This is a genomic window from Entomohabitans teleogrylli, assembly GCF_001484765.1.
Lineage (GTDB): Bacteria > Pseudomonadota > Gammaproteobacteria > Enterobacterales > Enterobacteriaceae > Entomohabitans > Entomohabitans teleogrylli.
Genome location: NZ_LLXO01000018.1, coordinates 71,617 through 98,322, shown reverse-complemented (window position 1 = coordinate 98,322; position 26,706 = coordinate 71,617). Strand labels below are relative to the sequence as shown.

23 protein-coding genes and 1 pseudogene are annotated in these 26,706 nt (G+C 56.1%); 15 read left to right on the top strand and 9 right to left on the bottom strand.

Annotation, left to right across the window (positions count from 1 at the left end; genetic code table 11):
- The first annotated feature begins 43 nt into the window (after positions 1–43).
- From relA to AQ981_RS19960, 5 genes are all read left to right on the top strand, one after another.
- Positions 44–2,272 (top strand): GTP diphosphokinase, encoded by a 2,229-nt coding sequence (gene relA / locus AQ981_RS19980; protein ID WP_058913520.1) that lies wholly within the window; start codon positions 44–46, stop codon positions 2,270–2,272.
- Between the two features lie 96 nt (positions 2,273–2,368).
- Positions 2,369–3,163, top strand: a complete 795-nt coding sequence (gene mazG, locus AQ981_RS19975; RefSeq protein WP_058913519.1) for a nucleoside triphosphate pyrophosphohydrolase — start codon at positions 2,369–2,371, stop codon at positions 3,161–3,163.
- 225 nt (positions 3,164–3,388) lie between these two features.
- Entirely contained in the window at positions 3,389–5,026 is a 1,638-nt protein-coding gene (gene pyrG / locus AQ981_RS19970) for a glutamine hydrolyzing CTP synthase (protein ID WP_058913518.1), read from the top strand.
- 78 nt (positions 5,027–5,104) lie between these two features.
- Positions 5,105–6,403: a phosphopyruvate hydratase gene (gene eno, locus AQ981_RS19965; protein ID WP_058913517.1), complete on the top strand. Its 1,299-nt coding sequence runs from the start codon at positions 5,105–5,107 to the stop codon at positions 6,401–6,403.
- A gap of 164 nt (positions 6,404–6,567) precedes the next feature.
- Positions 6,568–7,278 (top strand): N-acetylmannosamine-6-phosphate 2-epimerase, encoded by a 711-nt coding sequence (locus AQ981_RS19960; protein WP_058913516.1) that lies wholly within the window; start codon positions 6,568–6,570, stop codon positions 7,276–7,278.
- A gap of 7 nt (positions 7,279–7,285) precedes the next feature.
- Here AQ981_RS19960 and AQ981_RS19955 read toward each other — a convergent pair whose 3' ends face one another.
- The 3 genes from AQ981_RS19955 to AQ981_RS19945 are packed head-to-tail and all read right to left on the bottom strand — an operon-like array spanning position 7,286 to position 9,706.
- Entirely contained in the window at positions 7,286–8,194 is a 909-nt protein-coding gene (locus AQ981_RS19955) for a TPM domain-containing protein (protein ID WP_058913515.1), read from the bottom strand.
- 23 nt (positions 8,195–8,217) lie between these two features.
- A complete protein-coding gene (locus tag AQ981_RS19950; protein WP_058913514.1) occupies positions 8,218–9,090 on the bottom strand; it encodes a TPM domain-containing protein in 873 nt (290 codons plus the stop codon).
- 28 nt (positions 9,091–9,118) lie between these two features.
- The gene (locus AQ981_RS19945) at positions 9,119–9,706 is read right to left on the bottom strand and encodes a LemA family protein (protein ID WP_058913513.1); all 588 of its coding nucleotides are present in this window, start codon (positions 9,704–9,706) and stop codon (positions 9,119–9,121) included.
- Between the two features lie 181 nt (positions 9,707–9,887).
- Here AQ981_RS19945 and queE point away from each other — a divergent pair, with 181 nt between their 5' ends.
- On the top strand, positions 9,888–10,559 hold the full coding sequence (gene queE / locus AQ981_RS19940) for a 7-carboxy-7-deazaguanine synthase QueE (protein WP_058913512.1): 672 nt from the start codon (positions 9,888–9,890) through the stop codon (positions 10,557–10,559).
- A 53-nt stretch (positions 10,560–10,612) separates the two neighbouring features.
- Here queE and AQ981_RS19935 read toward each other — a convergent pair whose 3' ends face one another.
- Together AQ981_RS19935 and AQ981_RS19930 are read right to left on the bottom strand one after the other, a co-directional pair.
- Positions 10,613–12,091, bottom strand: coding sequence for an FGGY-family carbohydrate kinase (locus AQ981_RS19935; protein ID WP_058913511.1), 1,479 nt, complete (start codon positions 12,089–12,091; stop codon positions 10,613–10,615).
- A gap of 26 nt (positions 12,092–12,117) precedes the next feature.
- The gene (locus AQ981_RS19930; RefSeq protein ID WP_058913510.1) at positions 12,118–13,407 is read right to left on the bottom strand and encodes an MFS transporter; all 1,290 of its coding nucleotides are present in this window, start codon (positions 13,405–13,407) and stop codon (positions 12,118–12,120) included.
- 318 nt (positions 13,408–13,725) lie between these two features.
- Between AQ981_RS19930 and AQ981_RS19925 the strand changes: the two genes are divergently transcribed.
- The 5 genes and pseudogenes from AQ981_RS19925 (at position 13,726) to AQ981_RS19905 (ending at position 19,033) form a co-directional block, all read left to right on the top strand.
- Entirely contained in the window at positions 13,726–14,511 is a 786-nt protein-coding gene (locus tag AQ981_RS19925) for an SDR family oxidoreductase (protein WP_058913509.1), read from the top strand.
- 50 nt (positions 14,512–14,561) lie between these two features.
- Positions 14,562–16,016: an FAD-binding oxidoreductase gene (locus tag AQ981_RS19920; RefSeq protein WP_058913508.1), complete on the top strand. Its 1,455-nt coding sequence runs from the start codon at positions 14,562–14,564 to the stop codon at positions 16,014–16,016.
- 44 nt (positions 16,017–16,060) lie between these two features.
- A pseudogene (locus tag AQ981_RS19915) lies at positions 16,061–17,425 on the top strand (MFS transporter); the annotation flags it as partial.
- A complete protein-coding gene (locus tag AQ981_RS19910; protein ID WP_058913506.1) occupies positions 17,403–18,182 on the top strand; it encodes an electron transfer flavoprotein subunit beta/FixA family protein in 780 nt (259 codons plus the stop codon). The pseudogene AQ981_RS19915 and the gene AQ981_RS19910, both read left to right, overlap by 23 nt.
- On the top strand, positions 18,179–19,033 hold the full coding sequence (locus AQ981_RS19905) for an FAD-binding protein (RefSeq protein WP_058913505.1): 855 nt from the start codon (positions 18,179–18,181) through the stop codon (positions 19,031–19,033). The genes AQ981_RS19910 and AQ981_RS19905 overlap by 4 nt, the downstream gene beginning before the upstream one ends.
- On the opposite strand, the gene AQ981_RS19900 is transcribed toward AQ981_RS19905, so the two are convergent.
- The 4 genes from AQ981_RS19900 to queD all read right to left on the bottom strand — a co-directional run bounded on the left by AQ981_RS19900 (position 19,023) and on the right by queD (position 21,596).
- The gene (locus AQ981_RS19900; RefSeq protein ID WP_058913504.1) at positions 19,023–19,601 is read right to left on the bottom strand and encodes a glycerol-3-phosphate responsive antiterminator; all 579 of its coding nucleotides are present in this window, start codon (positions 19,599–19,601) and stop codon (positions 19,023–19,025) included. The two genes, AQ981_RS19905 and AQ981_RS19900, sit on opposite strands and share 11 nt — an antisense overlap.
- Positions 19,602–19,621: 20 nt before the next feature.
- On the bottom strand, positions 19,622–19,891 hold the full coding sequence (locus AQ981_RS19895) for a ferredoxin family protein (RefSeq protein ID WP_058913503.1): 270 nt from the start codon (positions 19,889–19,891) through the stop codon (positions 19,622–19,624).
- Positions 19,882–21,150, bottom strand: coding sequence for an FAD-dependent oxidoreductase (locus AQ981_RS19890; RefSeq protein ID WP_058913502.1), 1,269 nt, complete (start codon positions 21,148–21,150; stop codon positions 19,882–19,884). Before AQ981_RS19890 ends, AQ981_RS19895 begins: the two co-directional genes overlap by 10 nt.
- 83 nt (positions 21,151–21,233) lie before the next feature.
- Positions 21,234–21,596 carry a 6-carboxytetrahydropterin synthase QueD gene (gene queD / locus AQ981_RS19885; RefSeq protein WP_058913501.1) on the bottom strand — a complete coding sequence of 121 codons (363 nt, stop codon included), beginning with the start codon at positions 21,594–21,596 and terminating at the stop codon, positions 21,234–21,236.
- A 394-nt stretch (positions 21,597–21,990) separates the two neighbouring features.
- Between queD and cysJ the strand changes: the two genes are divergently transcribed.
- From cysJ to AQ981_RS19865, 4 genes are all read left to right on the top strand, one after another.
- Complete coding sequence (cysJ, locus tag AQ981_RS19880; protein WP_058913500.1) at positions 21,991–23,787, top strand: NADPH-dependent assimilatory sulfite reductase flavoprotein subunit; 1,797 nt, start codon at positions 21,991–21,993, stop codon at positions 23,785–23,787.
- On the top strand, positions 23,787–25,499 hold the full coding sequence (gene cysI, locus AQ981_RS19875) for an assimilatory sulfite reductase (NADPH) hemoprotein subunit (protein ID WP_058913499.1): 1,713 nt from the start codon (positions 23,787–23,789) through the stop codon (positions 25,497–25,499). Before cysJ ends, cysI begins: the two co-directional genes overlap by 1 nt.
- Before the next feature lie 63 nt (positions 25,500–25,562).
- Complete coding sequence (gene cysH / locus AQ981_RS19870; protein WP_058913498.1) at positions 25,563–26,297, top strand: phosphoadenosine phosphosulfate reductase; 735 nt, start codon at positions 25,563–25,565, stop codon at positions 26,295–26,297.
- 115 nt (positions 26,298–26,412) lie between these two features.
- Positions 26,413–26,691 (top strand): DUF5339 domain-containing protein, encoded by a 279-nt coding sequence (locus AQ981_RS19865; RefSeq protein WP_058913497.1) that lies wholly within the window; start codon positions 26,413–26,415, stop codon positions 26,689–26,691.
- Positions 26,692–26,706 lie beyond the last annotated feature (15 nt).

The window sequence follows — 26,706 nt, the reverse complement described above, 5'->3', positions numbered from 1 at the left end:
CGTTCGTCCGCTGTGACGGGCGTGGTCCCAAAAGGAGAGGACAATGGTCGCGGTAAGAAGTGCACATCTCAATAAAGCTGGTGAATTTGACCTCGAAAAATGGGTGAGCAGCCTGGGGATCGCCAGCCAGCAGTCATGTGAGCGCTTAGCCGAGGTCTGGCGATATTGTCAGCAGCAAACACAGGGGCATCCGGATGCCGATCTGCTGCTGTGGCGCGGCGTGGAAATGGTTGAGATCCTGTCAATGCTCAGCATGGATCTCGACACGCTGCGGGCGGCGCTGCTGTTTCCCCTGGCGGACGCGGGGGTGGTCAGCGAGGAGATCCTCAAAGAAACCGTCGGCAAGTCGGTGGTGACCCTGATTCACGGGGTGCGGGACATGGATGCGATTCGCCAGTTGAAGGCGACGCACAATGACTCCGTCCCTTCTGAACAGGTGGACAACGTGCGGCGTATGCTGCTGGCGATGGTGGATGACTTCCGCTGTGTGGTCATCAAGCTGGCGGAGCGTATCGCGCACCTGCGAGAGGTCAAAGACGCGCCGGAAGATGAGCGGGTGCTGGCCGCCAAGGAGTGTACCAATATTTATGCGCCGCTGGCGAATCGCCTCGGGATCGGGCAACTGAAATGGGAGCTGGAGGATTACTGCTTCCGCTACCTGCATCCGGCGGAGTACAAGCAGATCGCTAAACTGCTGCATGAGCGGCGCATCGATCGTGAGCACTACATTGAAGAATTCGTCGGCCAGTTGCGCAAGTCGATTAAAGAAGAGGGCGTGAAGGCGGAAGTCTACGGCCGCCCCAAGCATATCTACAGTATCTGGCGCAAAATGCAGAAAAAGCATTTGGCGTTTGATGAACTGTTCGATGTCCGGGCGGTGCGTATTGTGGCGGAGCGCCTGCAGGACTGCTATGCCGTGCTGGGGATTGTGCATACTCATTTTCGCCATCTGCCGGATGAGTTTGATGATTATGTCGCCAATCCGAAACCCAATGGCTACCAGTCCATCCATACCGTGGTCCTCGGGCCGGGGGGGAAAACCGTTGAGATTCAGATCCGCACTAAACAGATGCATGAGGATGCTGAACTTGGCGTCGCCGCCCACTGGAAATACAAAGAGGGGACCGTCACCGGCGGGCGTTCCGGCTATGAAGACCGTATCGCCTGGCTGCGTAAACTGATCGCCTGGCAGGAGGAGATGGCCGATTCGGGTGAAATGCTTGATGAAGTGCGCAGTCAGGTATTTGACGATCGGGTTTACGTCTTTACTCCCAAAGGGGATGTGGTGGACCTGCCGGCGGGCTCTACGCCGCTGGATTTCGCCTACCATATCCACAGCGATGTCGGGCATCGCTGTATTGGGGCGAAGATCGGCGGGCGCATCGTGCCCTTCACCTATCAACTGCAAATGGGTGATCAGATTGAAATTATCACCCAGAAACAGCCCAACCCGAGCCGCGACTGGCTGAATCCCAACCTCGGCTATGTCACCACCAGCCGCGGTCGCTCCAAGATTCACGCCTGGTTCCGCAAACAGGATCGGGACAAAAATATCCTCGCCGGCAGGCAGATTCTGGACGACGAGCTGGCTCACCTCGGTATTAGCCTCAAGGAGGCGGAAAAACATCTGCTGCCGCGCTATAACTTCAACGAAGTGGAGGAACTGCTGGCGGCGATTGGCGGCGGGGATATTCGCCTCAATCAGATGATCAATTTCCTGCAGGCGCAGTTTAATAAACCCAGCGCCGCCGAGCAGGATGCGAAAGCGCTGGAGCAGTTGAAGCAGAAAACCTATGCGCCGCAGAACCGCAGCAGGGACAACGGCAGGGTGGTCGTGGAAGGGGTGGGTAATCTGATGCATCACATTGCCCGCTGCTGCCAGCCGATCCCCGGGGACGATATAGTCGGTTTTATCACCCAGGGACGCGGTATTTCTATCCACCGCTCGGATTGCGATCAACTGGCGGAACTGCAAAACCATGCGCCGGAACGTATTGTCGATGCGGTGTGGGGCGAAAGCTATTCCGCAGGCTATTCGCTGGTGGTGCGGGTGACCGCCAACGATCGCAGCGGACTGCTGCGCGATATCACCACCATCCTCGCCAACGAAAAGGTGAATGTACTCGGGGTGACCAGCCGCAGCGATACCCGCCAGCAGCTGGCGACCATTGATATGGATATCGAGATTTACAACCTGCAGGTACTGGGGCGGGTGCTCGGTAAACTTAACCAGGTACCGGATATTATCGATGCGCGCCGCTTGCACGGCTGATTGAATGCGCAGCCGGGTTGCCGCGCTATTCTTTACCGCGCTTTTATCAGGGTGCTATTGTCTGCGCCCTGAATCATTTTAAGGAAGCGAAGTTTCATGGCATCTCCTATAGCGCGTCTGATGACGATTATGCAGCGCCTGCGCGATCCGCAAAGCGGCTGTCCCTGGGATAAAGAGCAGACCTTTGCGTCCATCGCCCCGTACACTCTTGAAGAGACCTACGAAGTGCTGGACGCCATCGCCCGCGAAGATTTTGACGATTTGCGCGGCGAACTGGGCGATTTGCTGCTTCAGGTGGTGTTTTATGCCGAAATGGCCAGAGAGCAGGGGCGTTTTGACTTCAGCGATGTCTGTGACGCCATCAGCGATAAACTGGAGCGCCGTCACCCGCATATTTTCTCCGACGCCGTAGCGGGCGACAGCCCGGCGGCGCTGGCGCGCTGGGAGGCGATTAAGAGCGCCGAGCGCAGTGCCAAAGATCAGCATTCGGCGCTGGATGATATCCCGCTGGCTCTGCCAGCTTTGATGCGCGCGCATAAAATCCAGAAGCGCGTGGCGGCGGTGGGGTTCGACTGGGAATCGCTGGGGCCGGTGGTCGACAAAGTGCACGAAGAGCTGGATGAAGTGATGCACGAGGCGCAGCAGGCGGTGGTCGACGCGGAAAAACTGGAGGAGGAGATTGGCGATCTGCTGTTCGCCACGGTCAACCTTTCGCGTCATCTGGGCAGTAAAGCGGAGGTGGCGCTGCAAAAAGCCAACCGTAAATTCGAGCGCCGTTTTCGCCAGGTGGAGCAACTTATCGCCGCGCAGGGGATAAAAATGGATCAGGCCAGCCTGGCGCAGATGGAAGCGGCGTGGCAGCAGGTTAAACGCCAGGAAACTGATATTTAACGTCTTTTGGCAATCAAGCGCGATTTGTGCTCATTTTAAAATGACAAGCGCTTGATTTGCGTCAAAAACTTTTACCCCGGAAGGGTTATTTTCTTCTCCCTGAGGCGCTGCGGTGCGCGGCCAGAGAGCAGAGAATGAATGTTTGTGGGCCTCGTTGTGTTCGGGTATACTACTTTCCCGTCCTGGTTATTCCATCGTCTTTAAACCTAACTTCTCAGGTTCAGCATGACAACGAACTATATTTTTGTGACCGGCGGGGTCGTATCCTCTCTGGGTAAAGGCATTGCCGCAGCCTCCCTCGCAGCTATTCTCGAAGCCCGTGGGCTCAATGTCACCATCATGAAACTGGATCCGTACATCAACGTCGATCCGGGCACAATGAGTCCAATCCAGCATGGGGAAGTGTTCGTTACTGAAGACGGCGCTGAAACCGATCTGGACCTGGGGCACTATGAGCGCTTCATTCGCACCAAAATGAGCCGCCGCAACAACTTCACTACCGGTCGCATCTACTCCGATGTGCTGCGCAAAGAGCGGCGCGGCGACTATCTGGGCGCTACCGTTCAGGTCATTCCCCACATCACCAACGCGATTAAAGAGCGGGTGCTGGAAGGCGGCGAAGGCCACGACGTGGTGCTGGTCGAAATCGGCGGTACCGTCGGGGATATTGAATCCTTGCCGTTCCTTGAAGCGATTCGCCAGATGGCCGTTGAGATTGGCCGCGAGCATACTCTGTTTATGCATTTGACTCTGGTGCCGTACATGGCCGCCGCGGGTGAAGTGAAAACCAAGCCGACCCAGCACTCGGTAAAAGAGCTGCTCTCCATCGGTATCCAGCCTGATATCCTGATCTGCCGCTCCGACCGCGTAGTTCCTGCCAACGAACGGGCAAAAATTGCATTGTTCTGCAACGTTCCGGAAAAGGCGGTGATTTCTCTGAAAGACGTCGATTCCATCTATAAAATTCCGGGCCTGTTGAAATCTCAGGGGCTGGACGATTATATTTGTAAACGATTCAGCTTAAACTGTCCGGAAGCGAACCTGGCCGAGTGGGAGCAGGTGATTTACGAAGAAGCCAATCCGGTCGGCGAAGTCACCATTGGGATGGTCGGTAAATATATTGAACTGCCGGATGCCTATAAATCGGTGATCGAAGCGCTGAAACACGGCGGTCTGAAAAACCGCGTTACCGTCAACATCAAGCTGATCGATTCGCAGGATGTGGAAACGCGCGGCGTCGAAATCCTCAAAGATTTGGATGCGATTCTGATTCCGGGCGGCTTCGGCTACCGCGGTGTGGAAGGGAAGGTCGCCACGGCGCGCTATGCGCGTGAAAACAATATTCCTTATCTGGGTATTTGCCTGGGTATGCAGGTTGCGCTGATTGAGTTTGCACGCAACGTAGCGGGGATGGAAAACGCCAACTCCACGGAATTTGTGCCAGACTGTAAGTACCCGGTTGTGGCGCTGATTACCGAATGGCGCGATGAAGACGGCAATGTCGAAGTCCGTACCGAGAAGAGCGATCTCGGCGGCACAATGCGTCTGGGGGCTCAGGCATGTCAGTTGAGCGACGACAGTCTGGTGCGCCAGCTGTACGGCGAAACGACTATCACTGAGCGCCACCGTCACCGCTATGAAGTTAACAATATGCTGTTGAAACAAATTGAAGCTGCGGGCCTGCGCGTTGCGGGCCGTTCCGGGGATGATCAGTTGGTCGAGATCATCGAGGTGCCGAATCATCCGTGGTTCGTCGCCTGTCAGTTCCACCCGGAGTTTACTTCGACGCCGCGTGACGGGCACCCGCTGTTTGCCGGCTTTGTCAAAGCCGCCGGGGAGTACCAGAAGCGTCAGGCGAAGTAAAAAAGTTAGAACGGCGATGCACCTACGGGTGCATCGTTTGTCTGGAGTTTTAGTTTAACTTGTACTGAGGAAAACCTAATGTCCAAAATCGTTAAAGTCATCGGTCGTGAAATCATCGACTCCCGTGGTAACCCGACTGTTGAAGCCGAAGTACACCTGGAAGGTGGTTTCGTCGGTATGGCTGCTGCCCCGTCAGGTGCTTCTACTGGTTCCCGCGAAGCGCTGGAACTGCGCGATGGCGACAAATCCCGTTTCCTGGGTAAAGGCGTAACCAAAGCTGTTGGCGCGGTTAACGGCCCGATCGCTCAGGCGATCCTTGGCAAAGACGCCAAAGATCAGGCTGGCATTGACAAAATCATGATCGACCTGGACGGCACTGACAACAAATCCAACTTCGGTGCGAACGCTATCCTGGCCGTGTCTCTGGCTAACGCCAAAGCCGCTGCCGCTTCCAAAGGCCAGCCGCTGTACGAACACATTGCTGAGCTGAACGGCACCCCGGGTAAATACTCCATGCCGGTTCCGATGATGAACATCATCAATGGCGGCGAGCACGCTGACAACAACGTTGATATCCAGGAATTTATGATTCAGCCGGTTGGCGCGAAAACAGTGAAAGAAGCCATCCGTATGGGTTCTGAAGTTTTCCATCATCTGGCGAAAGTGCTGAAAGGCAAAGGCATGAACACCGCTGTGGGCGACGAAGGCGGCTACGCGCCGAACCTGGGCTCCAACGCTGAAGCGCTGGCGGTCATTGCTGAAGCGGTTAAAGCTGCTGGCTACGAGCTGGGTAAAGACATCACTCTGGCGATGGACTGCGCGGCTTCTGAATTCTACAAAGACGGCAAATATGTGCTGGCTGGCGAAGGCAACAAAGCGTTCACCTCTGAAGAATTCACCCACTTCCTGGAAGAGCTGACCAAACAGTACCCGATCGTTTCTATCGAAGACGGTCTGGACGAGTCTGACTGGGATGGTTTCGCTTACCAGACTAAAGTTCTGGGCGACAAAATCCAGCTGGTGGGCGACGATCTGTTCGTAACCAACACCAAAATCCTCAAAGAAGGTATCGAAAAAGGCATCGCTAACTCCATCCTGATCAAATTCAACCAGATCGGTTCTCTGACCGAAACTCTGGCTGCAATCAAGATGGCTAAAGATGCTGGTTACACTGCCGTTATCTCTCACCGTTCTGGCGAAACTGAAGACGCAACTATCGCTGATCTGGCGGTAGGTACTGCGGCTGGCCAGATCAAAACCGGTTCTATGAGCCGTTCTGACCGCGTTGCTAAATACAACCAGCTGATTCGTATCGAAGAAGCGCTGGGTGAAAAAGCGCCGTACAACGGTCGCAAAGAGATCAAAGGTCAGGCGTAAGCGCTGTTCCTGATGTAGACGAGCCGGGCGAATGCCCGGCTTTTTTGTTTTTGATGCGCCGCTCAGATGCTCCGGGCCGATCGCGCTACACTCAAGCCATATTCCAGCGCCGAAATCTACCGACGGCTACCTCCCTCACAGAGACCCTGTTAAGGCGAACAGCGATGATCAAAAAAGACCTACCGGATAATATGCTGGCGCAAATCCGCGGGCGGCTGGTGGTTTCCTGCCAGGCGCTGGAAGATGAACCCCTGCACAGCCCGTTTATTATGTCGCGCATGGCGCTGGCCGCGCAGCAGGGAGGCGCGGCGGGGATTCGCGCCAGCAGCGTGGCCGATGTGCAGGCGATTCAACAGTGCGTTGGGCTACCGGTGATTGCCCTGATTAAGCGCAGTTATGCCGATAGCGAAGTGTACATTACTCCGACACTGAAAGAAGTCACCGAACTGATGGCGTTGCGTCCGGCGATGATTGTTCTGGATGCGACACTGCGCCCGCGACCGGCGGGGGAGACCCTGTCCGGGCTGGTGGCCGCTATTCGCGCTGGCTGGCCGGATGTGCTGCTGATGGCCGATATCGCCACCCTTGAGGAGGCGCAACAGGCCGAGGCGCTGGGATTTGACTGTATCGGCACCACGCTGTGCGGTTATACGCGCCAGACCGCGGGGATGACGCTGGCGAACGGTGATTATCGGCTTTTGCGCGAAATGCTGGCGACCCTGAATACGCCAGTGATTGCCGAAGGCCATATCGATACGCCAGCTATCGCCGCCCGCTGTCTTGCGCTGGGCGCCTGGTCGGTGGTGGTCGGTGGGGCGATTACCCGCCCTCAGCAGATCACCCGTCGCTTTGTGGCGGCGCTTTCCGGGGATTAGCCCAGGGCTACCAGCTCCCTGAGGCGCCGCCGCCGCCGCTGGAGCCGCCACCGCCCCGGGAGCTGCTGCTGGAGCGTGATGAAGAAGACGATGATGAGGAGGAAGATCTGGAGCCTGAGTTCCTCCATCCCGATTTGTCGCCGCGGCTGTTTTTATTGTTTATGGCCATTCTGTCGCGGATGGTGCGCCCCAGCGGTGTCATTATCGCGAAAATCACGATAAACGGCGTCAGAAATAGTGGAAACAGCAGATATCCAACCCAGGGTTGCTCCCCTCCACTATAGAGCAGGATAAAGCTTGCAGCGATGGCGCCGAATATCAGCCATTTCAGCACGCTGGAGTTACCGACAGCGACAATAAAACACAGCACCAGCGCCCAGATAACCACACCCCACAGTGGGCTGATCTCATTGGAAATATCGCCTGATGCGTCAGGTAGTGGCTGGCGCTTAATTAATACGCCGATATATTCCACCCCCTGGCGTAATCCCTGCGCCAGATCGCCGGTTTTAAACGACGGGATTATCGCTTCGCGAATGATTCTGCCGGCCAGGGCGTCAGTAATGATCCCCTCCAGCCCGTAGCCCACTTCAATACGCACTTTTTTATCCTGCCAGGCGACCAGCAACAGAACGCCATCATTGCGCTGCGCATCACCCAGTTGCCACTCATCAAAGACCCGGGTGGCGAATTGCTCAATGGTATCTTCAGCGGTACCCGGGATAACCAGAATGCCCAACTGGGCGCCGGTCTGTGCGTTCAGCGTATCAACCTGCTGTTTCAGGGCGCTGAACTCGTCCGGCGTCAGGAAACCTGACGGATCGGTAACGATGTCCGTCATCTCTGGTGCCGCAATGGGCTGGGCGCCGACGCTGAAACCAATCAGTGAGCACATCAGGATGAAAATACGTAGCATCTGGCCTCCATTCTGTTCATTCCTTACCAACGCCCGGAAGCGCCGCCCCCGCCGCTGGAACCGCCGCCGCCGCGAAAACCACCGCCGGAGCTTCCGCCGCTACTACCCGAGCCGCCGCGGCTGCGAAAACCGAAAAACCGCAGCAACTTCGCCGCCAGGGTGATGAGGATGATCGCCGCCGCGCTAATAACCGCGATGGCGATCAGGCCGCCCACAGGATAGGTTTCCGGGTAGAAAAACAGTGAGTAGACGTAGCAGATCGCGGTAATACTCAATCCGCTTTTCAGACCGCGCATCGCCAGGTTGCTGTTGCGGAACAGACTGCGGGGCAGTATCCACAGACACGCCAGCCATATGAAAGCAAAAGCGCGGTCGGCGTCGGTTGGGCCGCCGTTCGCCGTCGGGAATTGCGCCGCAGGATAGGCTTCCGGCGCCAGAAGGGCGCCGAGCTGCTCCACGCCCTGGGTTAACCCCCGGGCCAGTGCGTTTTGCTTAAACGCGGGGATGATGGACTCGCGAATGATCCGTCCGGCCTGAGCGTCGGTGATAGTGCCCTCCAGACCGTAGCCCACTTCGATACGTACCGCCCGATCCTGCCAGGCGACCAGTAACAGAACGCCATCATTGCGTTGGGCGTCGCCCAGTTTCCAGTGGTCGAATACCCGGGTGGCATATTGCTCAATCGACTCATCGCCGCTGGTCGGCACCACCAGCACCGCGACCTGCGCCTGGCTCTGTTGGGCCAGCGCGGCCAGGCGTTGGCTGAGCGCGGCTTTTTCCTCCGCGCTCAGCAGGCCGCTGGTATCAGTGAGCTGGTGACGTAATTCCGGCACGGCAACTGCGGCGGCGCAGGCCTGAAAACCGCACAGGGCTAGCAGTAAAAGCATAATACGCATTGCGATGTCCTTATCGGCAATCCCGGCGCTACTGGCTGAAATCGACCACCGGGGCTTTAGTCACTGCCGCAGCATCATCCGGGAGGTAGTTAGTTTTGGGCTGATAATCCATCACTTTGGCCGTCAGAACCGCCGGGAACTGGCGAATGGTGGTGTTGTACTGTTCGATAGCCTTGATATAACGGCCCCGGGCGACGGCAATCCGGTTTTCGGTGCCTTCCAGTTGGGTCATTAAATCCTGATACAGGGCGTGGGATTTCAGCTCCGGATAGCGCTCGCTGACGATTCTGATCTGCCCGATAGCATGAGTAAGCCCGGCCTGGGCGGTTTGCCACTGGTGGATTTTTTGTGCATCATCCGGCGCGTTTTTTACCGCAGCCGAAGCCTGATTAGCCTGGCTGCGCGCCACGGTAACCGCTTCGAGCAGATCTTTTTCGTGGGCGGTATAGCCTTTGATGGCCGCGACCAGGTTAGGCACCAGATCGGCGCGCCGTTGGTACTGGTTCATGACTTCGGACCAGCTTGAGGTGACTTTTTCATCCTGGGACTGGATGTCGTTGTAGCCGCAGCCGCTGAGGTTAAACATCAGCAGAAAAATTAACAAATACTTATGCATCAGGAAGTCCTTTTCATGGCGCTTTGCAGCGTTTCTCGTCGCTATTGTATGCAATAACTGCCGGTCCGGGCGATAACAATTTGCCGATGGGGCGGTTGCGGCGCGTAGGCGCTCAAATGGAGCATGACCCGGTCAGACGGATCTGCGATAATTAGTTTTTTAACGATTGGTCAGGTCAATAATGCAGTATCCGATTAACGAGATGTTCCAGACCCTCCAGGGGGAGGGGTACTTTACCGGGGTTCCCGCTATTTTTATTCGTCTGCAGGGGTGCCCGGTAGGTTGTGCCTGGTGTGATACCAAACACACCTGGGAGCAGCTCGCCGATCGGGAGGTTTCGCTGTTTTCTGTACTGGCGAAAACCAAAGAGAGCGACAAATGGGGTAGCGCCGCAGCGGAAGATCTGCTGGCGGCGATTCAGCGCCAGGACTACAGCGCGCGCCATGTGGTGATCACCGGCGGCGAGCCCTGTATTCATGACCTGCTGCCGCTGACATCGCTACTGGAAAGTCAGAGATTCAGTTGCCAGATAGAGACCAGCGGCACCCATGAGGTGCGCTGTACCACCGGAACCTGGGTCACCGTTTCGCCCAAAGTGAATATGCGCGGAGGGTATGGCGTACTGTCTCAGGCGCTGGCGCGGGCCGATGAGATCAAACATCCGGTTGGACGCGTGCGGGATATCGAAGCGCTGGATGAACTGCTGGCGACCCTCAACGATGATAAACAGCGGGTGATTGCCCTGCAGCCGATTAGCCAGAAAGAAGATGCCACCCGGCTGTGTATCGACACCTGTATCGCCCGCAACTGGCGGCTTTCGGTGCAGACCCATAAGTACCTGAATATTGCCTGAGTCATCATGATTGCCGGGTGGAAAGTAGCCACCCGGCACAGTAAAGCTTTCCGTCAGGCGTTTGACCAGCTCTGAATAGCCTCCACCTGGTTCAGGTCGCCGTGAAACACTTCCCAGGATTTTTTCAATATCACATCGGTATGGGTGGTTAATTCTCTGAAAATACCCTTGTTCAGGGCATCGTAGCGCGCAGCGTTTTCTTCAATCGGCATGAACACATCTTTTATCTGGACCATATTTTCAATGGCCGTTTGATAACAAGGATACAGGCCCAGGCACACCGCCGTGTTGATGGCCGCCCCCAGACTGGCGCAGCCATTAATTTTATTGCGCCTTGCGGGAAGATTGAAAACATCGGCAAAGATCTGCATAAACAGATCGCTGTTTGAACCGCCGCCGGTAATGATTATCTGCTGTGCCGGGCGATTGATTTCGCGGCTCATATTGTCGTAGTTATTTTTCAGGGTCAGCGCGATGCTTTCCAGAATAGAGCGGTAAATCCACGCGTAATCCATACTGGCGTTGAAGCCAATCATGATTCCCCGTTTGAAAGGTTCCCAGGGATTGGTCAGCCAGTCCAGAACGGTCATTAGCCCGTCGCAGCCGGGGGGAACTGCGGAGGCTTTTTGGTTTAATAAATCTTCTGGTGAAAGCTCCTGCGTTTTTGCCTCCTGAATCAGGGAGTCGCCGAGCATGTCGCGCAGCCAACTGACGGTCCACATCCCTTTACGGATCCCGTAGCCTTCATACAGCAGCGTTTCGGGTATTGATGACATTATCGGCCAGTACCAGGTGGGATCTTTGGGCAACGTTTTGCCATTCATCATCAGCGCGATGTAGGTTCCAAGAGAGATCACCGCCGTTTCATCATCCAGCAGGCCGGCGCCAAGGGCCTCAACCGGCTTATCGCTGGTGGTACATACCACGGGGATACCTGCCGGAAAACCGGTGGCCTGTGCGGCGCCCCTGGTAATGTATCCCAATACGCTACCCGGCATTTGCACATCAAATAGCATCCGGCGTGGAATATTAAATTTGTTGATGACGGCCGCGTCTTCACTCCATGTCCAGGTTTTATAGTCCACCGGCCACTGGCCAAAATAGTTGGCGATATTGTCTTTAAACTCGCCGGTTAAGCGGTGCGACAAATACCCGGAAAATGAGGTGACCCAGGCAACCTCGGGATTAGTATGTTCATAGGGCCGGGTGACGCGGGCATCCTGCCAGCTGATCAGAGGCGCCGCGGGCGTTCCGTCGGCTTTTAATAAGGCGCGACAGCAGCGAATTGAGCCAAGGCCAATGCCGATAATATCTTCCGCCCTGCCGCTAAACTGGCGCATCAGGTCCAGGCCTGCCTGGCATAACGAGGTCCATAAATCGTCGTCAGGATGTTCTGCGGTATCTGCATCGGGGGCATGCATCGGCTGCAGCAGACCTTTGCCTTCGCAAATGATATTCCCGGCCAGGTCGTACATCACGACTTTAGTGCTTTGGCTCCCGCCATCGATTCCTATGATGTACTTCATCGACATAGTCCTTCTCCTTTCATTTTTTGTCTTCACTCGCCGGAGATTTCTGTGGGCAGTGAGGTTATCTGTTGTGTTGTAGAACGTATCTTGCGAAAGAGTAACAGGGTGAACAGGATCACCATGCCGAGCGCCGCCAGGCCCATCAGCCACATATTGCGATAGGCTTCAGCCGCGGGGAGCGTGTCCTGCCAGTAACCGACAATCGGGTAGACAAAAACGTCGGGCAGAAAACCAATTACTGAGCAGATGCCCACGGTGGTCCCCATGATGTAAGAGGGAGTCCTGGCCTCGCCGGGGCAGGCCCAGTAGAGCCCGCGAGAGGCATAGCAGGTAAATCCCAGCAGGAGAATCAGGCCGATCCCCAGGACGACCGACTGTGGATTCGAGTTGGTGATGAGTAGTGCGATTAGCGCCATGGAGCCAATTACCGACAGGATCTGAATCACCCGCGTCGGCGACGTAATTCTGCTGTAAGTCGTGATGATGCCGCCCAGGGGACCGCAAATAGCGCGGAAAATCTTGTTGATGACAATCCCCATATAACTGGCTGCGACCAGCGACATGCCATACATTTCGGTGAGGTAGTTGGTGGAATAGCTGAGGATGGCATAGATAGTAAAGACGCCAAAAATCACCATGCTGCAATACCAGGTGGTGCTGATACGCAGCACTGCGAAGATATCGCTGAGCTGAAAGGATTTTTTCTCTTCTGCGGGGGTGGCTGCGTTAGAATTGCCGTCGCTGACGAAGAACCAGCACAGAATCCCCAGCAGGATATACACCACGCTGTAGATCACAATAACGGCTTTCAGGCTGTTGGCATCATCGGCAGCGAAGCGGGAGAAAATCCACATGGTGAAGACGGCAAGCGACATGACCCCAACGCCGCGTAATCCTTCCATCCAGCCCATGATTTTCCCTTGTTCGCTGTGATCGCCCAGCAATGAGGCGGCCTTAATGGATACCGACCAGAGCATCAGAATCGTGGTGATCGCGAAGGCCACCTGAATCGCCAGCATGATCCATAGCGGTGGATAGGTCGCCATCACAAAACCAAGCAGACCGGTGATAATCATCGCGGAGGTAATCATTTTGCGATGCGAGAATTTGTCGGCAATAACGCCGCTTGGCGCATATAAAATAATGGCGGTAATCCCGAATGTGCTCATGATTAAACCAATTTCGGTATTACTGAATCCCATAAATTTTGCCATGGGGATTTGGTAGATATAGCGTAAATAGGCCAGATCAAAACTGACGCCGCCGCTAAAACTGATAATGGCGAGTGTTATCCAACGACGATATGAGGATAGTTGCATATCGGACTCTCATTTTTTACAGACAAAAAAAAGAGAAAAGTAAACCGCCCTTTCAGGTGGATTACTTTTCTCATGGTCTCTAGTAATGGTTAAAATAAATAACATGTCAGGAACTTTTTGAGTGTGAGTGTTATCACGCTTCTTCATATTTCCTGGCGCTGGACAGGGAAATTAATCTCTGTGAGATTCATCACATTAGATAGCTGGTCGCTATGCTAAAAATTAAATCAGTTACCAGAGAACATGAGAAAGGTAACTTCCCTCTTTTGGGGGAAGTTACCTTTCTTTTTTTTGTTTCAAGGATTTTGGAGACACATTATGTCAATCGAGTCACTGAACGCATTCTCAATGGATTTCTTTTCCCTGAAAGGCAAAACCGCGATTGTGACTGGCGGTAATAGCGGGCTGGGGCAGGCGTTTGCCATGGCGCTGGCGAAAGCGGGCGCCAATCTGTTTATTCCTGACTTAACCACAGATAATAGTGAAACCCGTAAACTGATAGAAAAACAGGGGGTTGAGGTCGAGTTTGTGCCGGTTGATATCACCGCAGAAGGCGCGCCGCATCAGATTATTACTGCCTGCTGCCAGCGTTTTGGTGCGGTGGATATTCTGGTTAACAATGCCGGGATCTGTAAGCTGAATAAAGTACTGGATTTTGGCCGCGCCGACTGGGATCCGATGATTGATGTTAACCTGACGGCGGCATTCGAACTCAGTTATGAAGCGGCAAAAATAATGATCCCGCAAAAACAGGGAAAAATTATCAATATCTGTTCATTATTCTCTTATTTAGGTGGGCAGTGGTCGCCGGCTTATTCGGCGACGAAACATGCGCTGGCCGGTTTTACAAAAGCCTATTGTGATGAATTAGGTCAATATAATATCCAGGTCAATGGTATTGCACCGGGTTATTATGCGACAGATATTACTATCGCCACGCGCAGTAATCCACAAACCAATCAGCGGGTACTTGACCATATTCCGGCTAATCGCTGGGGAGATACTCAGGATTTAATGGGAGCAATGGTGTTTCTTGCCAGTCGCGCGTCGGATTATGTCAATGGCCATTTGTTAGTCGTCGATGGTGGTTACCTGGTACGTTAACGTTTTATTTTGGTGGTTTCTTAAAAATTGATTATCAGGAAGGAAAGAATATGTCTTTATCCCGAGCAGCAATTGTTGAAAATATAAAACAGATTGTCGGTCCTCAGCGCGTCATTACGGATGAGCAGGTTCTCAAAAAGAACAGTATTGACCGTTTTCGCAAATATGCTGATATCCACGGGGTCTATACCCTACCGATTCCGGCGGCGGTCGTGAAACTGGAGTCCACCGACCAGGTATCCCGGGTACTGGCGTTTATGAACCAGCACAAAATCAATGGCGTGCCGCGCACCGGCGCATCGGCGACAGAGGGGGGGCTGGAAACCGCGCTGGCGAATTCGCTGGTACTGGACGGTTCCGGGATGAACCAAATCATCAGCATTGATATCGAAAACATGCAGGCCACCGCCCAGTGCGGTGTGCCGCTGGAAGTGCTGGAAAACGCCCTGCGCGCCAAAGGCTATACCACGGGTCATTCGCCGCAGTCTAAACCGCTGGCCCAGATGGGCGGGCTGGTGGCGACCCGCAGTATTGGTCAGTTCTCCACGCTCTATGGCGCCATCGAAGATATGGTGGTCGGTCTGGAAGCCGTATTGCCGGATGGCACGATAACGCGGATTAAAAATGTGCCGCGTCGCGCCGCCGGGCCGGATATCCGGCACATAATCATCGGCAATGAAGGGGCGCTGTGCTACATCACGGAAGTTACGGTGAAAATTTTTAAATTCATGCCGGAAAATAACCTGTTCTATGGCTACATCCTTGAGGATATGAAAACTGGCTTTGATATCCTGCGGGAGGTGATGGTAGAGGGGTATCGCCCGTCTATCGCCCGCCTGTATGACGCTGAGGACGGAACACAACATTTTACCCACTTTGCCGACGGTAAATGTGTGCTGATTTTTATGGCGGAGGGCAATCCGCGTATTGCTCGCGCCACCGGCGATGGCATTGCTGACATTGTTGCTCGCTACCCACAGTGCCGGCGCGTGGACAGCAAGCTTATCGAGAACTGGTTCAACAATCTGAACTGGGGGCCGGATAAAGTGGCGGCTGAGCGCGTGCAGATCCTGAAGACCGGTAATATGGGGTTCACCACCGAGGTTTCCGGCGACTGGAGCTGTATCCATCAGATCTACGAAAACGTTATTCGTCGTATCCGCAGCGAATTCCCACACGCTGACGATATCACAATGCTTGGCGGGCACTCATCACACAGTTATATCAACGGCACCAATATGTACTTTGTCTACGACTACAACGTGGTGGACTGTAAGCCGGAAGAGGAGATTGATAAGTACCACAATCCGCTCAACAAAATCATCTGCGAGGAGACTATCCGCCTCGGCGGTTCGATGGTGCATCACCATGGGATTGGCAAACATCGTGTGCACTGGAGTAAAGATGAGCACGGTAGCGCATGGGGGTTGATGGAAGGGCTGAAACGTCAGTTTGATCCCCATGGCATTATGAATGCCGGAACGATTTATCCGCTTGAAAAATAACCTCTGTGACGGCTTCCCGACCGGGAGGCCGTTGTTATTGATAAGGGAAAGCCATGAACGCGTCACCGGTACGTATGGACGATTTACCGCTTACCCGATTTCACTGGCGCATTGCCGGGCTGACTTTTGGTGCTCACCTTACCGATGGTTACGTACTTGGGGTGATCGGCTATGCCATGATCCAATTACAGCCGCAGATGCAACTGACCGTAATCCAGGAGGGCCTGATTGGTGGTTCGGCACTGTTCGGGCTGTTTCTCGGTAGCCTGATCCTCGGCTGGCTCTCCGATCGTATTGGCCGTCAGCGCATTTTCACTTTCAGTTTTCTGCTGATTACTCTGGCATCGTTCCTGCAGTTTTTTGTCACTTCCCCGGAACAGCTTATTTTTCTGCGCGTGTTAATTGGTTTTGGCCTCGGCGGTGATTATTCCGTGGGACATACGCTGCTGGCGGAGTTTTCGCCGAAACGCTATCGCGGCATGCTGCTGGGGTCATTTAGCGTGGTGTGGACCGTAGGCTATGTGCTGGCCAGCGTCGCCGGGCACGCGTGGCTCGACAGCGATCCTCAGGCCTGGCGCTGGCTGCTGGCGTCAGCCTCGTTGCCGGCGCTGCTGATCACTCTGATGCGGGTCGGTACACCGGAATCGCCGCGCTGGTTAATGCGCCAGGGGCGGATCCGCGAAGCGCACGAGGTAGTACGGCATTTTCTTGGCGCCAACGTGCTGCCTGGGGATGAAATCACCGGTGTGACTACCCGTCGTATCCGGACGCTGTTTTCGGCACGTTACTGGCGACGCACGGCCTTCAATAGCCTCTTTTTTATCTGCCTGGTGGTACCATGGTTTGTTATCTATACCTGGTTGCCGACCATTGCGCAAAATATTGGTTTGGAGGATGCGTTGACCGCCAGCCTGATTCTCAATGGATTACTGGTGGCTGGCGCACTACTTGGTCTGGCGCTGACGTGGCTGCTATCGCGCCGGCGCTTTCTGATCGGCAGCTTTCTGTTGTTGGCGCTAACCCTGACTGTACTGGCTTTTACGCCGCCGGAAAACCCAACCGCGATTCTACTGCTGTTCGTGTTCTTCAGCATGACGATTTCCGCGGCCAGCAACCTGGTGGGGATCCTGCCGGCAGAAAGTTTTCCCACCGATATTCGCTCGCTTGGCGTCGGTTTTGCGACGGCGATGAGTCGGTTGGGCGCGGCGGTAAGTACCGGGCTTTTGCCGGTGATGCTGGTTTCGTGGGGGATGCGCATCACGCTGCTCGCGCTGGTGGCGGTGCTGCTGACGGGGTTGCTGGTGTCACTGCTATGGGCGCCGGAAACCCGCAATTTGTCGCTGGTGGAGGCGGCGGACAGCGCGCTAAAGCCACGGGGGAAGGTGAATGAACATTCTGTTGGCGTTTAAGGCGGAACCGGATCTGTCGATGCTGGCGCAGCAGGACTGGCTGGCGGCATGTGAAAACCTGCGCCCTGACCCTTCCCTGATGCGGATGACGATGGGGGCTGACGAGCAGGGCGCCGCCGAATTGATGTTGCAGGCGCGCGATCGCCATCCAGGGTTACACCTCAGCGCTCTGACGCTGGGCGATGAGCGATCGACTACCATGCTGCGGCAACTGTCTGCGCTCGGGTTTGACTATCTGACGCGCATCAACTGTATCGCGGACCTTCGTTTTACGCCTGCCTTTGTCGCCGGGCTGATTGCCGGCCATATCACACGGCGCGGTATTGAGCTGGTGATGGTGGGGACTCAAAGCAGCGAAGGGCAGAATGGCCAGACCGGCTGGTTGCTGGCGGAAATGCTCGGCTGGCCCTGCCTGACCCAGGTAACGGCGCTGAGTTGCGAAGGCGATACGTTTCAGGTGCAGTGTGAAAGTGACGCGCACCGCCAGCGCTGGCGATTACAGCAACCGGCAGTGTTGATGGTGCAAAACCGCGGGCAAATGGCGCTGCGCGTACCGGGAATTCGTGCGCGTCTGGCCGCGGCGCAGGCTGATATTGAACTGATTGAAAACAGCGCGCTGATAACGTCGCCGCTACAGTGCCAGGCGCTGGCGCGCCATGTCGCACGGCGACCCGGGCTGATGATTGAGGCTGGCGATACCCGGGAAAAAGCCCACCGGCTGTGGCGGGAATATCTGGCGCAGAGGATGATGCGATGAATATTGCGCTGGTGTTACTACAACCTGCCGATATTGACACGCTGCTGGCCTTTGTGGAGGACAACGACTTAACCACTGCCACACTGAGCTACTGGCGGGTAGATGGCGAGTATGTTCTGGCGGAACAACTGCTGGCGCCGCTGGAGTCCGCTTTTCATCAGGCGCCGGTGGAGATGTTGCTGTTTGCAGGCAGCCACGGCGGGGATGAACTGGCGACGCGGCTTGCCTGGCGTTTGCAGGGCTGCGCCCTGTGCCAGGCAAGCGCTTACAGCGCCGCGGAAGGTACGGTATCGAAGGCTGTGTATGGCAACGGGCTGGTGGCGACATTTCAACCCCAGGGGGCGCCGCTGTGTCTGTCGCTGGCCGGAGGTGGGCCGCGTCGGGCGGCACGCATTGCGCTGACAGGCGCCGAACGAACGCTGACCCCACAGCCGCTACGCGCCACTCTCTCAGCACCGCAATCTGCGGCGTTTTCCCGGCATCCGCTGGAAACGGCGCAGCGGGTACTGGCCTGCGGTCACGGGACTGTCGGCGTGGATACCGCCAGGCTGGCCGCGGCGCTGGGTGCGCAGGAGGGCTATTCCCGCCAGCGGATCATGGCCGGCGGCTGCGACGCGCAGCGTATGCTGGGGATCTCCGGTCAGAAAGTTGCTCCGTCGTTATGCATTGTCGCCGGGGCATCCGGCGCATCGGCGTTTATGGCGGGAATTGCCGGCAGCGACTTTATTGTCGCCATCAATCGTGACCCCGACGCGCCGGTCTTTACTATGGCGGATGTCGGTATCGTAGGGGATGCCGGGGAAGCGCTTGAGACCCTGGCCGCCTGCTGCCTGCAGGCGCTCAGTTGTTAAGCGCTTTTGCCAGTTTCCAGACCTCTGTATTGGTGGTAGACAGCGCCGCGACCCCGGCGGCGATGGCGTTGCGGGCATCTTCCTCATCACACACCAGCCCTCCGGCAATTAGCGGCTGGCGCACTTTACCGGTCACCCAGCCAAGCACCTTGGGCATACATCCCGGCAGGATCTCAATGCAGTCGGCGTTAGACTGCGCCACCTGCTTCTCTATATTGTGAAAGGAAATCGAGTCAACGATAAACATACGGTGGATACAGAAATAACCTTCCGCCCGGGCGGCCTTCAGCATCGCCGCTTTGGTGCTGATGATACCGTCAGCCTGGGTGACCAGCTTCAGAAACTGGATCACCACTTCTTTATTCGAAGCGCCTTCCAGTAGGTCGACATGGACAAATGCGTACTTTCCGGCCTGTTTGATCTTTTGCACAATGCCGCTGATAGTACAGATATTGCCGTACAGCACAGAAATAAACTGGCAGTCGGAAGCGACGGCAAGCTGCAGGCTGGCGCTATCTTTAACCGCAGCAATAACCGGATTTTGTCTAAGCAGGTGAAGTAGGGGCACACAGACATCCTTTTTATCTATTAACCAAAACGCAGCGTAATCCCGCAGCCGGATGGCGGATAGCGCCATTCCCTGAGCGCGCTATCGCCGACGATTAACCGGCAACAGCCGCACTCAAGACAACCATGATAATTGAACGCCAGCCGATGACTGGCATCGCGCTGAAACAGGCCCGCCGGGCAAATTTTTTCTAGCAATGCCTGTTGCTGCTCATCGACGTCCAGCAGCGCAATATGTGAGCTGGCGGCGGGATGATAGCGGTTACGCGCCAGGCTTTCGTTTACAGACATCGCAGACTCCGTATGATGTCGGCGCTCAGACGGCGCGGACCAAACAGGCGCGCATGATGTAGCAGGGTGCGCCACAGCGGCGGGTTGAGCTGCGCGTCGACGCGGCTGATATCGGCCAGGACAGCCTGGCAAAGCGCCGGCCATGCCTGATACCAGTCGTTGCTGCGCAATAGTTCCGGGACATGCTGATAGCGCTGTAGATGCTGCCACAGCAGGCTGCGCTGGAGCTGCTTATCATACAGCGCGTGTAGCGGTTGTTCGGGCTCCTGCAGCGCGGCAATCAGGGTTTGCGCGGCGGCCTTACCGCTAAGAATGGCCATATCCATACCGCGTACCGTAACTCCGGTATTGATACAGGTGCGCAGAGCATCGCCCACCAGCAGCCATCCGGAACCGGCGCGCTGGAGCGGCATGCTGTGTAAACCGCCCTCCGGCACCAGATGCGCGCCATATTCCAGGGTTTCCGCTCCGCGTAGCAAAGGACGCAGCGTGGGATGATCCTTGAATTGACTCAGCAGTGCTGAAGCAGCGTCGGGACCATCGCGCAGCGAAGAGAGCGGCGCGACAATACCCAGCGACAGCGACTGGCGGTTGGTGTAGAGAAAACCGCCCGCAGGTCGATCGCCGCACAGATTGCCGCTGAATAGCCAGGCGGCGCCGTGGTTCTCCTCCAGATGAAAGCGCGCTTCCAGCAACGCCGGATCCAGCGCCAGCGTCTCTTTAATACCCAGCGCCATGGTGTTCAGCGGCGGTTTTTCCACCAGTCCGCTCTGTTCCGCCAGCAGACTGTTGGCGCCTTCGGCCAGCACGACGAAGCGGCAGCGCAGGAGTTCGCCTTCACAGTGGACGCCGACAATACGGCCATTTTCGCGCTGTAAGGCGTCCACGGTGGCGCCGAACAGGCATTCGGCGCCAGCCGCCTGCGCCTGTGCGGCATACCAGGGATCGAAGCGGGCGCGCAGAATACTCCAGGAGGGGCTGGCGGATTGCTGATAACTGAGGGTCGTTGCGCCGGTGGCGGTGAGCAAAGAGAGGTGTTCGTGGGTAATTGGCCGCTCCAGCGGGGCGCTGTCGGCAAAATCGGGAAGAATATCGTTCAGGGCATAGCCGTAAAGCCGCCCGCCGGAAAGGTTTTTACTGCCGGGCTGTTCGCCGCGTTCAATCAGCAGTACCGACAGCCCGGCGCGGGCACACACAATGGCGCAGGTAGTGCCTGCTATTCCTGCTCCGGTGATGATAATATCAAAGTCATTCGCCATGGCGCGCTCCTCGATTGTCCCGGACGCTTTAGCCTAACATGGCGAATTTGATGGGTATTTGACCTCTGTTGCAAAGGTGGAGATTACTCGCCGCGATATATGCACCCGGCGGTACAGGTCTCTTTGATCATCACTGCGCTGAGTAGCGGCACCACGGGTTTCATTTGTTGCCAGATCCAGCGGGCCAGCACTTCGCTGGTCGGGTTTTCCAGGCCGGGGATATCATTCAGGTAATAGTGATCGAGCCGGTCGTAGAGAGGTTTGAATGCCGCTTTCAGCACGGCGAAATCCATGATCCAGCCAGTATGCGGATCGACCTCGCCGGTAATTTCCAGACGCACCATGAAAGAATGCCCGTGCAGGCGCCCGCATTTATGGCCCTGCGGTACGTGCGGCAGACGGTGGGCGGCTTCAAATGTAAAATCTTTAAATAATGTGGTTGGCATTCTGGTATTCCGGTACGGGCAAAAAACCGCTGCATGGTACCGGAAAGCGCCTTTTTTCGCATTAACTAAAAGGTGCATGGCCGCCGGCGTCAGGAAAGCTGTCCCGCGGAGGGTTATTTTTTTGTGATAAATCAAAAGGTTAATTAACCATTTTTGACGCTAGTTATTATAGAAAAAAGCGGTTAGTGCATTTGGTTATTTATTATTTCTATCGCGTCTTTAATTGTTATTCTTCGTACCATTAACCTTACCTTTAATCTTTATTTTTGCTCAAAATCGTTCAGGTTGCAGGTTAGTAGCGCAACGAGTCCCGGGCTCTTACCGGGGTGCGTTGGGGTCAGCCCACATGCTGTCTCAACGATGACGAGTTTCTGATACTGGAATATAACGACCCATGACCACACAGGCCCCACCTTCCGCGTTGCTTCCGCTCAGCCCGGAGCAACTGGCGCGCCTCCAGACGGCGACTACCGATCTTTCCCCCACGCAACTGGCGTGGGTTTCTGGCTATTTCTGGGGCGTGCTGAATCAGCAGCCGGGCGTGGTCGCCGCGGCTCCGGCAGCGGAAATGCCGGGCATTACGCTGATTTCCGCCTCGCAGACCGGTAATGCGCGCCGCGTAGCGGAGGCTCTGCGTGATGACCTGCTGGCGGCACAGCTCAACGTGACACTGGTCAACGCCGGCGACTATAAATTCAAACAAATCGCCGCTGAAAAATTGCTGATTGTCGTGACCTCCACTCAGGGGGAAGGGGAGCCGCCGGAAGAGGCGGTGGCGCTGCATAAGTTCTTATTTTCGAAAAAAGCGCCTCAACTGAACAATACTGCTTTTGCGGTCTTTGGCCTCGGTGATACCTCCTACGAATTTTTCTGCCAGTCCGGTAAGGATTTCGATTCCAGGCTGGCGGAACTGGGGGGCGAACGTCTGTTGGATCGCGTGGATTCGGATGTGGAATTCCAGGCCGCCGCGCAGGCGTGGCGCGAGCGGGTGGTCGAGGTACTGAAATCCCGGGCGCCAGCGGCGCCGGCTCAGGCCGTTGCCGCCGCAAGCGGCGCGGTGAATGAGGTACATTCCAGCCCTTACAGTAAAGAAGCGCCGCTGAGCGCGTCGCTGTCGGTGAATCAGAAAATCACCGGGCGCGGTTCACAAAAAGATGTGCGTCATATTGAAATTGACCTCGGGGATTCCGGCCTGCGCTACCAGCCTGGCGACGCGCTGGGGGTCTGGTATCAGAACGATCCGGCGCTGGTGAAAGAGCTGGTGGAGCTGCTGTGGTTGAAAGGCGATGAACCCGTCACCGTCGACGGTAAAACGCTGCCGCTGGCGGAAGCGCTGGAGTGGCACTTTGAGCTGACCGTGAATACGGCAAACATAGTGGAAAATTACGCCACCCTGACGCGCAGCGAATCCCTGTTGCCGCTGATTGGGGATAAAGCACAGCTTCAGCACTATGCGGCGACCACGCCGATTGTCGATATGGTGCGTTTTTCTCCGGCGCAACTGGATGCCGATGCGTTAATCGCGCTGCTGCGCCCGCTGACGCCGCGCCTGTACTCAATCGCCTCATCGCAGGCGGAAGTGGACAGCGAGGTTCACATCACCGTCGGCGTGGTGCGCTATGACATTGAAGGCCGTCCGCGCGCCGGTGGGGCTTCCAGTTTCCTCGCCGAACGCGTCGAAGAAGAGGGAGAAGTACGCGTCTTTATTGAGCATAACGACAACTTCCGCCTGCCGGCCAACCCGCAGACGCCGGTAATTATGATTGGGCCGGGGACCGGTATTGCGCCGTTCCGCGCCTTTATGCAGCAGCGGGCGGCGGACGACGCGCCGGGCAAAAACTGGCTGTTCTTTGGCAACCCGCACTTTGTCGAAGATTTCCTCTACCAGGTCGAATGGCAGCGTTATGTCAAAGACGGGATCCTGAACCGGATCGATCTGGCCTGGTCGCGGGATCAAAAAGAAAAAATTTATGTACAGGACAAACTGCGCGAGCAGGGAGCCGAATTATGGCGCTGGATTAATGATGGCGCCCACATTTATGTCTGTGGCGACGCCAACCGCATGGCGAAGGATGTCGAACAGGCTTTACTGGACGTGATTGCCGAATACGGTGCGATGGATGCCGAAGCGGCGGACGAATTTTTAAGTGAGCTGCGCGTTGAGCGCCGTTATCAGCGAGATGTCTACTAATGAGCGAAAAACACCCGGGGCCGCTGGTGGTCGAAGGTAAACTGGCCGATGCGGAGCGCATGAAAGGGCAAAGCAACTTTCTGCGTGGCACTATCGCCGAAGATTTAAACGACGGATTAACCGGCGGCTTTAATGGCGACAATTTCCTGTTGATCCGCTTTCACGGCATGTATCAGCAGGACGACCGCGATATTCGCGCCGAGCGCGCCGCCCAGAAACTGGAGCCGCGCCAGGCCATGATGCTGCGCTGCCGGCTGCCAGGCGGGGTGATTACCACGAAGCAGTGGCAGGCTATTGATAAATTTGCGGCGGACAATACGCTGTATGGCAGCATTCGTCTGACCAACCGCCAGACATTTCAGTTTCACGGTATTCTGAAAAAGAACGTCAAGCCGGCCCACCAGATGCTGCACGAAGTGGGGCTGGACGCGCTGGCGACCGCCAACGACGTCAACCGTAATGTGCTGTGTACCTCCAATCCGGTGGAGTCGCAGTTGCACGTCGAAGCCTACGAGTGGGCGAAGAAGCTTTCTGAGCATTTGTTGCCGCGTACCCGCGCTTATGCGGAAATCTGGCTCGATCAGAAAAAAGTCGCCACCACCGATGAGGAGCCGATCCTCGGGGCGACCTATCTGCCGCGTAAATTCAAAACCACGGTGGTGATCCCGCCGCAGAATGATGTCGACCTGCACGCTAATGACATGAACTTTGTGGCGATTGCCGAAAATGGCCGACTGGTGGGCTTTAATCTGCTGGTCGGCGGCGGGCTGTCTGTCGAACACGGCAATAAAAAAACCTATGCCCGTACCGCCAGTGAATTCGGCTTTATTCCACTGGAGCATACCCTGGCGGTCGCCGAAGCGGTGGTTACCACCCAGCGCGACTGGGGTAACCGCACCGATCGTAAGAACGCCAAAACTAAATACACCCTGGAACGGGTTGGGGTCGACGTCTTTAAGGCGGAAGTGGAGCGGCGCGCCGGGATTACCTTCGAACCGATTCGCCCGTATGAGTTTACCGGCCGCGGCGACCGCATTGGCTGGGTGAAAGGGGTGGACGATAAGTGGCACCTGACGCTGTTTATTGAAAACGGACGCATTCTGGATTACCCGGGGCGTACCCTGAAGACCGGTCTGCTGGAGATTGCGAAGATTCACAAAGGGGATTTCCGCCTTACCGCGAATCAGAATCTGATCGTCGCCGGGGTACCGGAAAGCCAGAAAGCGAAAATTGAGAAGCTGGCTCGCGCCCACGGTCTGATGGATGCGGTAAAACCCCAGCGCGAGAACTCCATGGCCTGCGTGTCATTCCCCACCTGCCCGCTGGCGATGGCGGAAGCGGAACGTTTTCTGCCGTCGTTCGTTGATAAGGTAGAGGCCATTATGGGCAAACATGGCGTTGGCGACGAGCATATCGTGCTGCGTGTCACCGGCTGCCCGAATGGCTGCGGCCGGGCGATGCTGGCGGAAATCGGCCTGGTCGGTAAAGCGCCGGGGCGCTATAACCTGCATATTGGCGGTAACCGTATCGGCACCCGTATTCCGCGGATGTACCGGGAAAATATCACCGAGTCTGAAATTCTTGATGTCATTGATGAACTGGTGGGGCGCTGGGCGCAGGAGCGCGATGCTGATGAAGGGTTCGGCGACTTCACGATTCGCAGCGGCATTATTCGCCCGGTGCTCGATCCGGCGCGGGATTTCTGGGAATAACACGCTGGCTGAACCTGTAAGCCGGGTTGGCGCACGCGTCGCCCGGTAAAAAGCGAGGAACCTATGTCCGGATTCGATTTAACCGCCCTTAACGCGCTGCCGAAAGTCGAGCGCGTGCTGGCGCTGGCGGAAACCAACAGCCAACTGGAAAAGCGCGATGCCGAAGGGCGCGTGGCCTGGGCGCTGGAAAACCTGCCCGGCGCTTATGTGCTCTCCTCCAGCTTCGGTATTCAGGCGGCGGTCAGTTTGCACCTGGTCAATCAGGTGTGCCCGGGGATCCCGGTGATCCTGACCGATACCGGCTATCTGTTTGCGGAAACCTACCAGTTTATCGATCAACTGACGGATCAGTTAAAGCTGAACCTGAAATTGTATCGCGCCGAACTTAGCCCGGCCTGGCAGGAGGCGCGTTACGGGAAGTTGTGGGAACAGGGCGTGGAAGGGATCGAGCAGTATAACCAGATCAACAAGGTCGAGCCGATGAACCGGGCGCTGAGCGAACTGGGGGCGGGCACCTGGTTTGCCGGTTTGCGTCGCGAACAGTCCGGCAGCCGTGCCGGGTTGCCGGTGCTGGCTATCCAGCGCGGGGTGTTTAAAGTTCTGCCGATTATCGACTGGGATAACCGCACAGTGTATCAGTACCTGACCAGACATGGTCTTAAGTACCACCCGCTGTGGGATCAGGGGTATCTGTCGGTAGGCGATACCCACACGACCCGCAAATGGGAACCGGGGATGGCGGAGGAGGAGACCCGTTTCTTCGGTCTGAAGCGCGAGTGCGGGCTGCACGAAGGTTAACGTCGAAAAATCTGATTTGCTTCCCGGAGATTGTTTACGCCGAGCCATATGTTAGCCTGCAAGGGCCGACGCGGAGGCGTCATATGGCTCGATAAACAAATTTAAGGGACGCAAAATGAAAAAAGCACTGTTAGTGGCTTCACTGGTGATGTTCTCTGGCTCTTCTTTCGCGGCGGTAACTGAAACCTGCCAGAAGTATCTTGATGAAGTGGATGCCATTATGGAGCAGGCTTCGGCGAATGAAGCGGCAAAAGCGCAGGTTGACGCGCTGAAGGTTCAACTGGCCGAGGCGAAAAAGCAGATTGAAAGTATGCCGGAAGCGGAGCAGAACTCCGGATGCCAGCAGGGTATGGCGGCAATGGCGCAAATGAAACAGGCGATGGGCCTGCAATAAACGCATTATTGATGT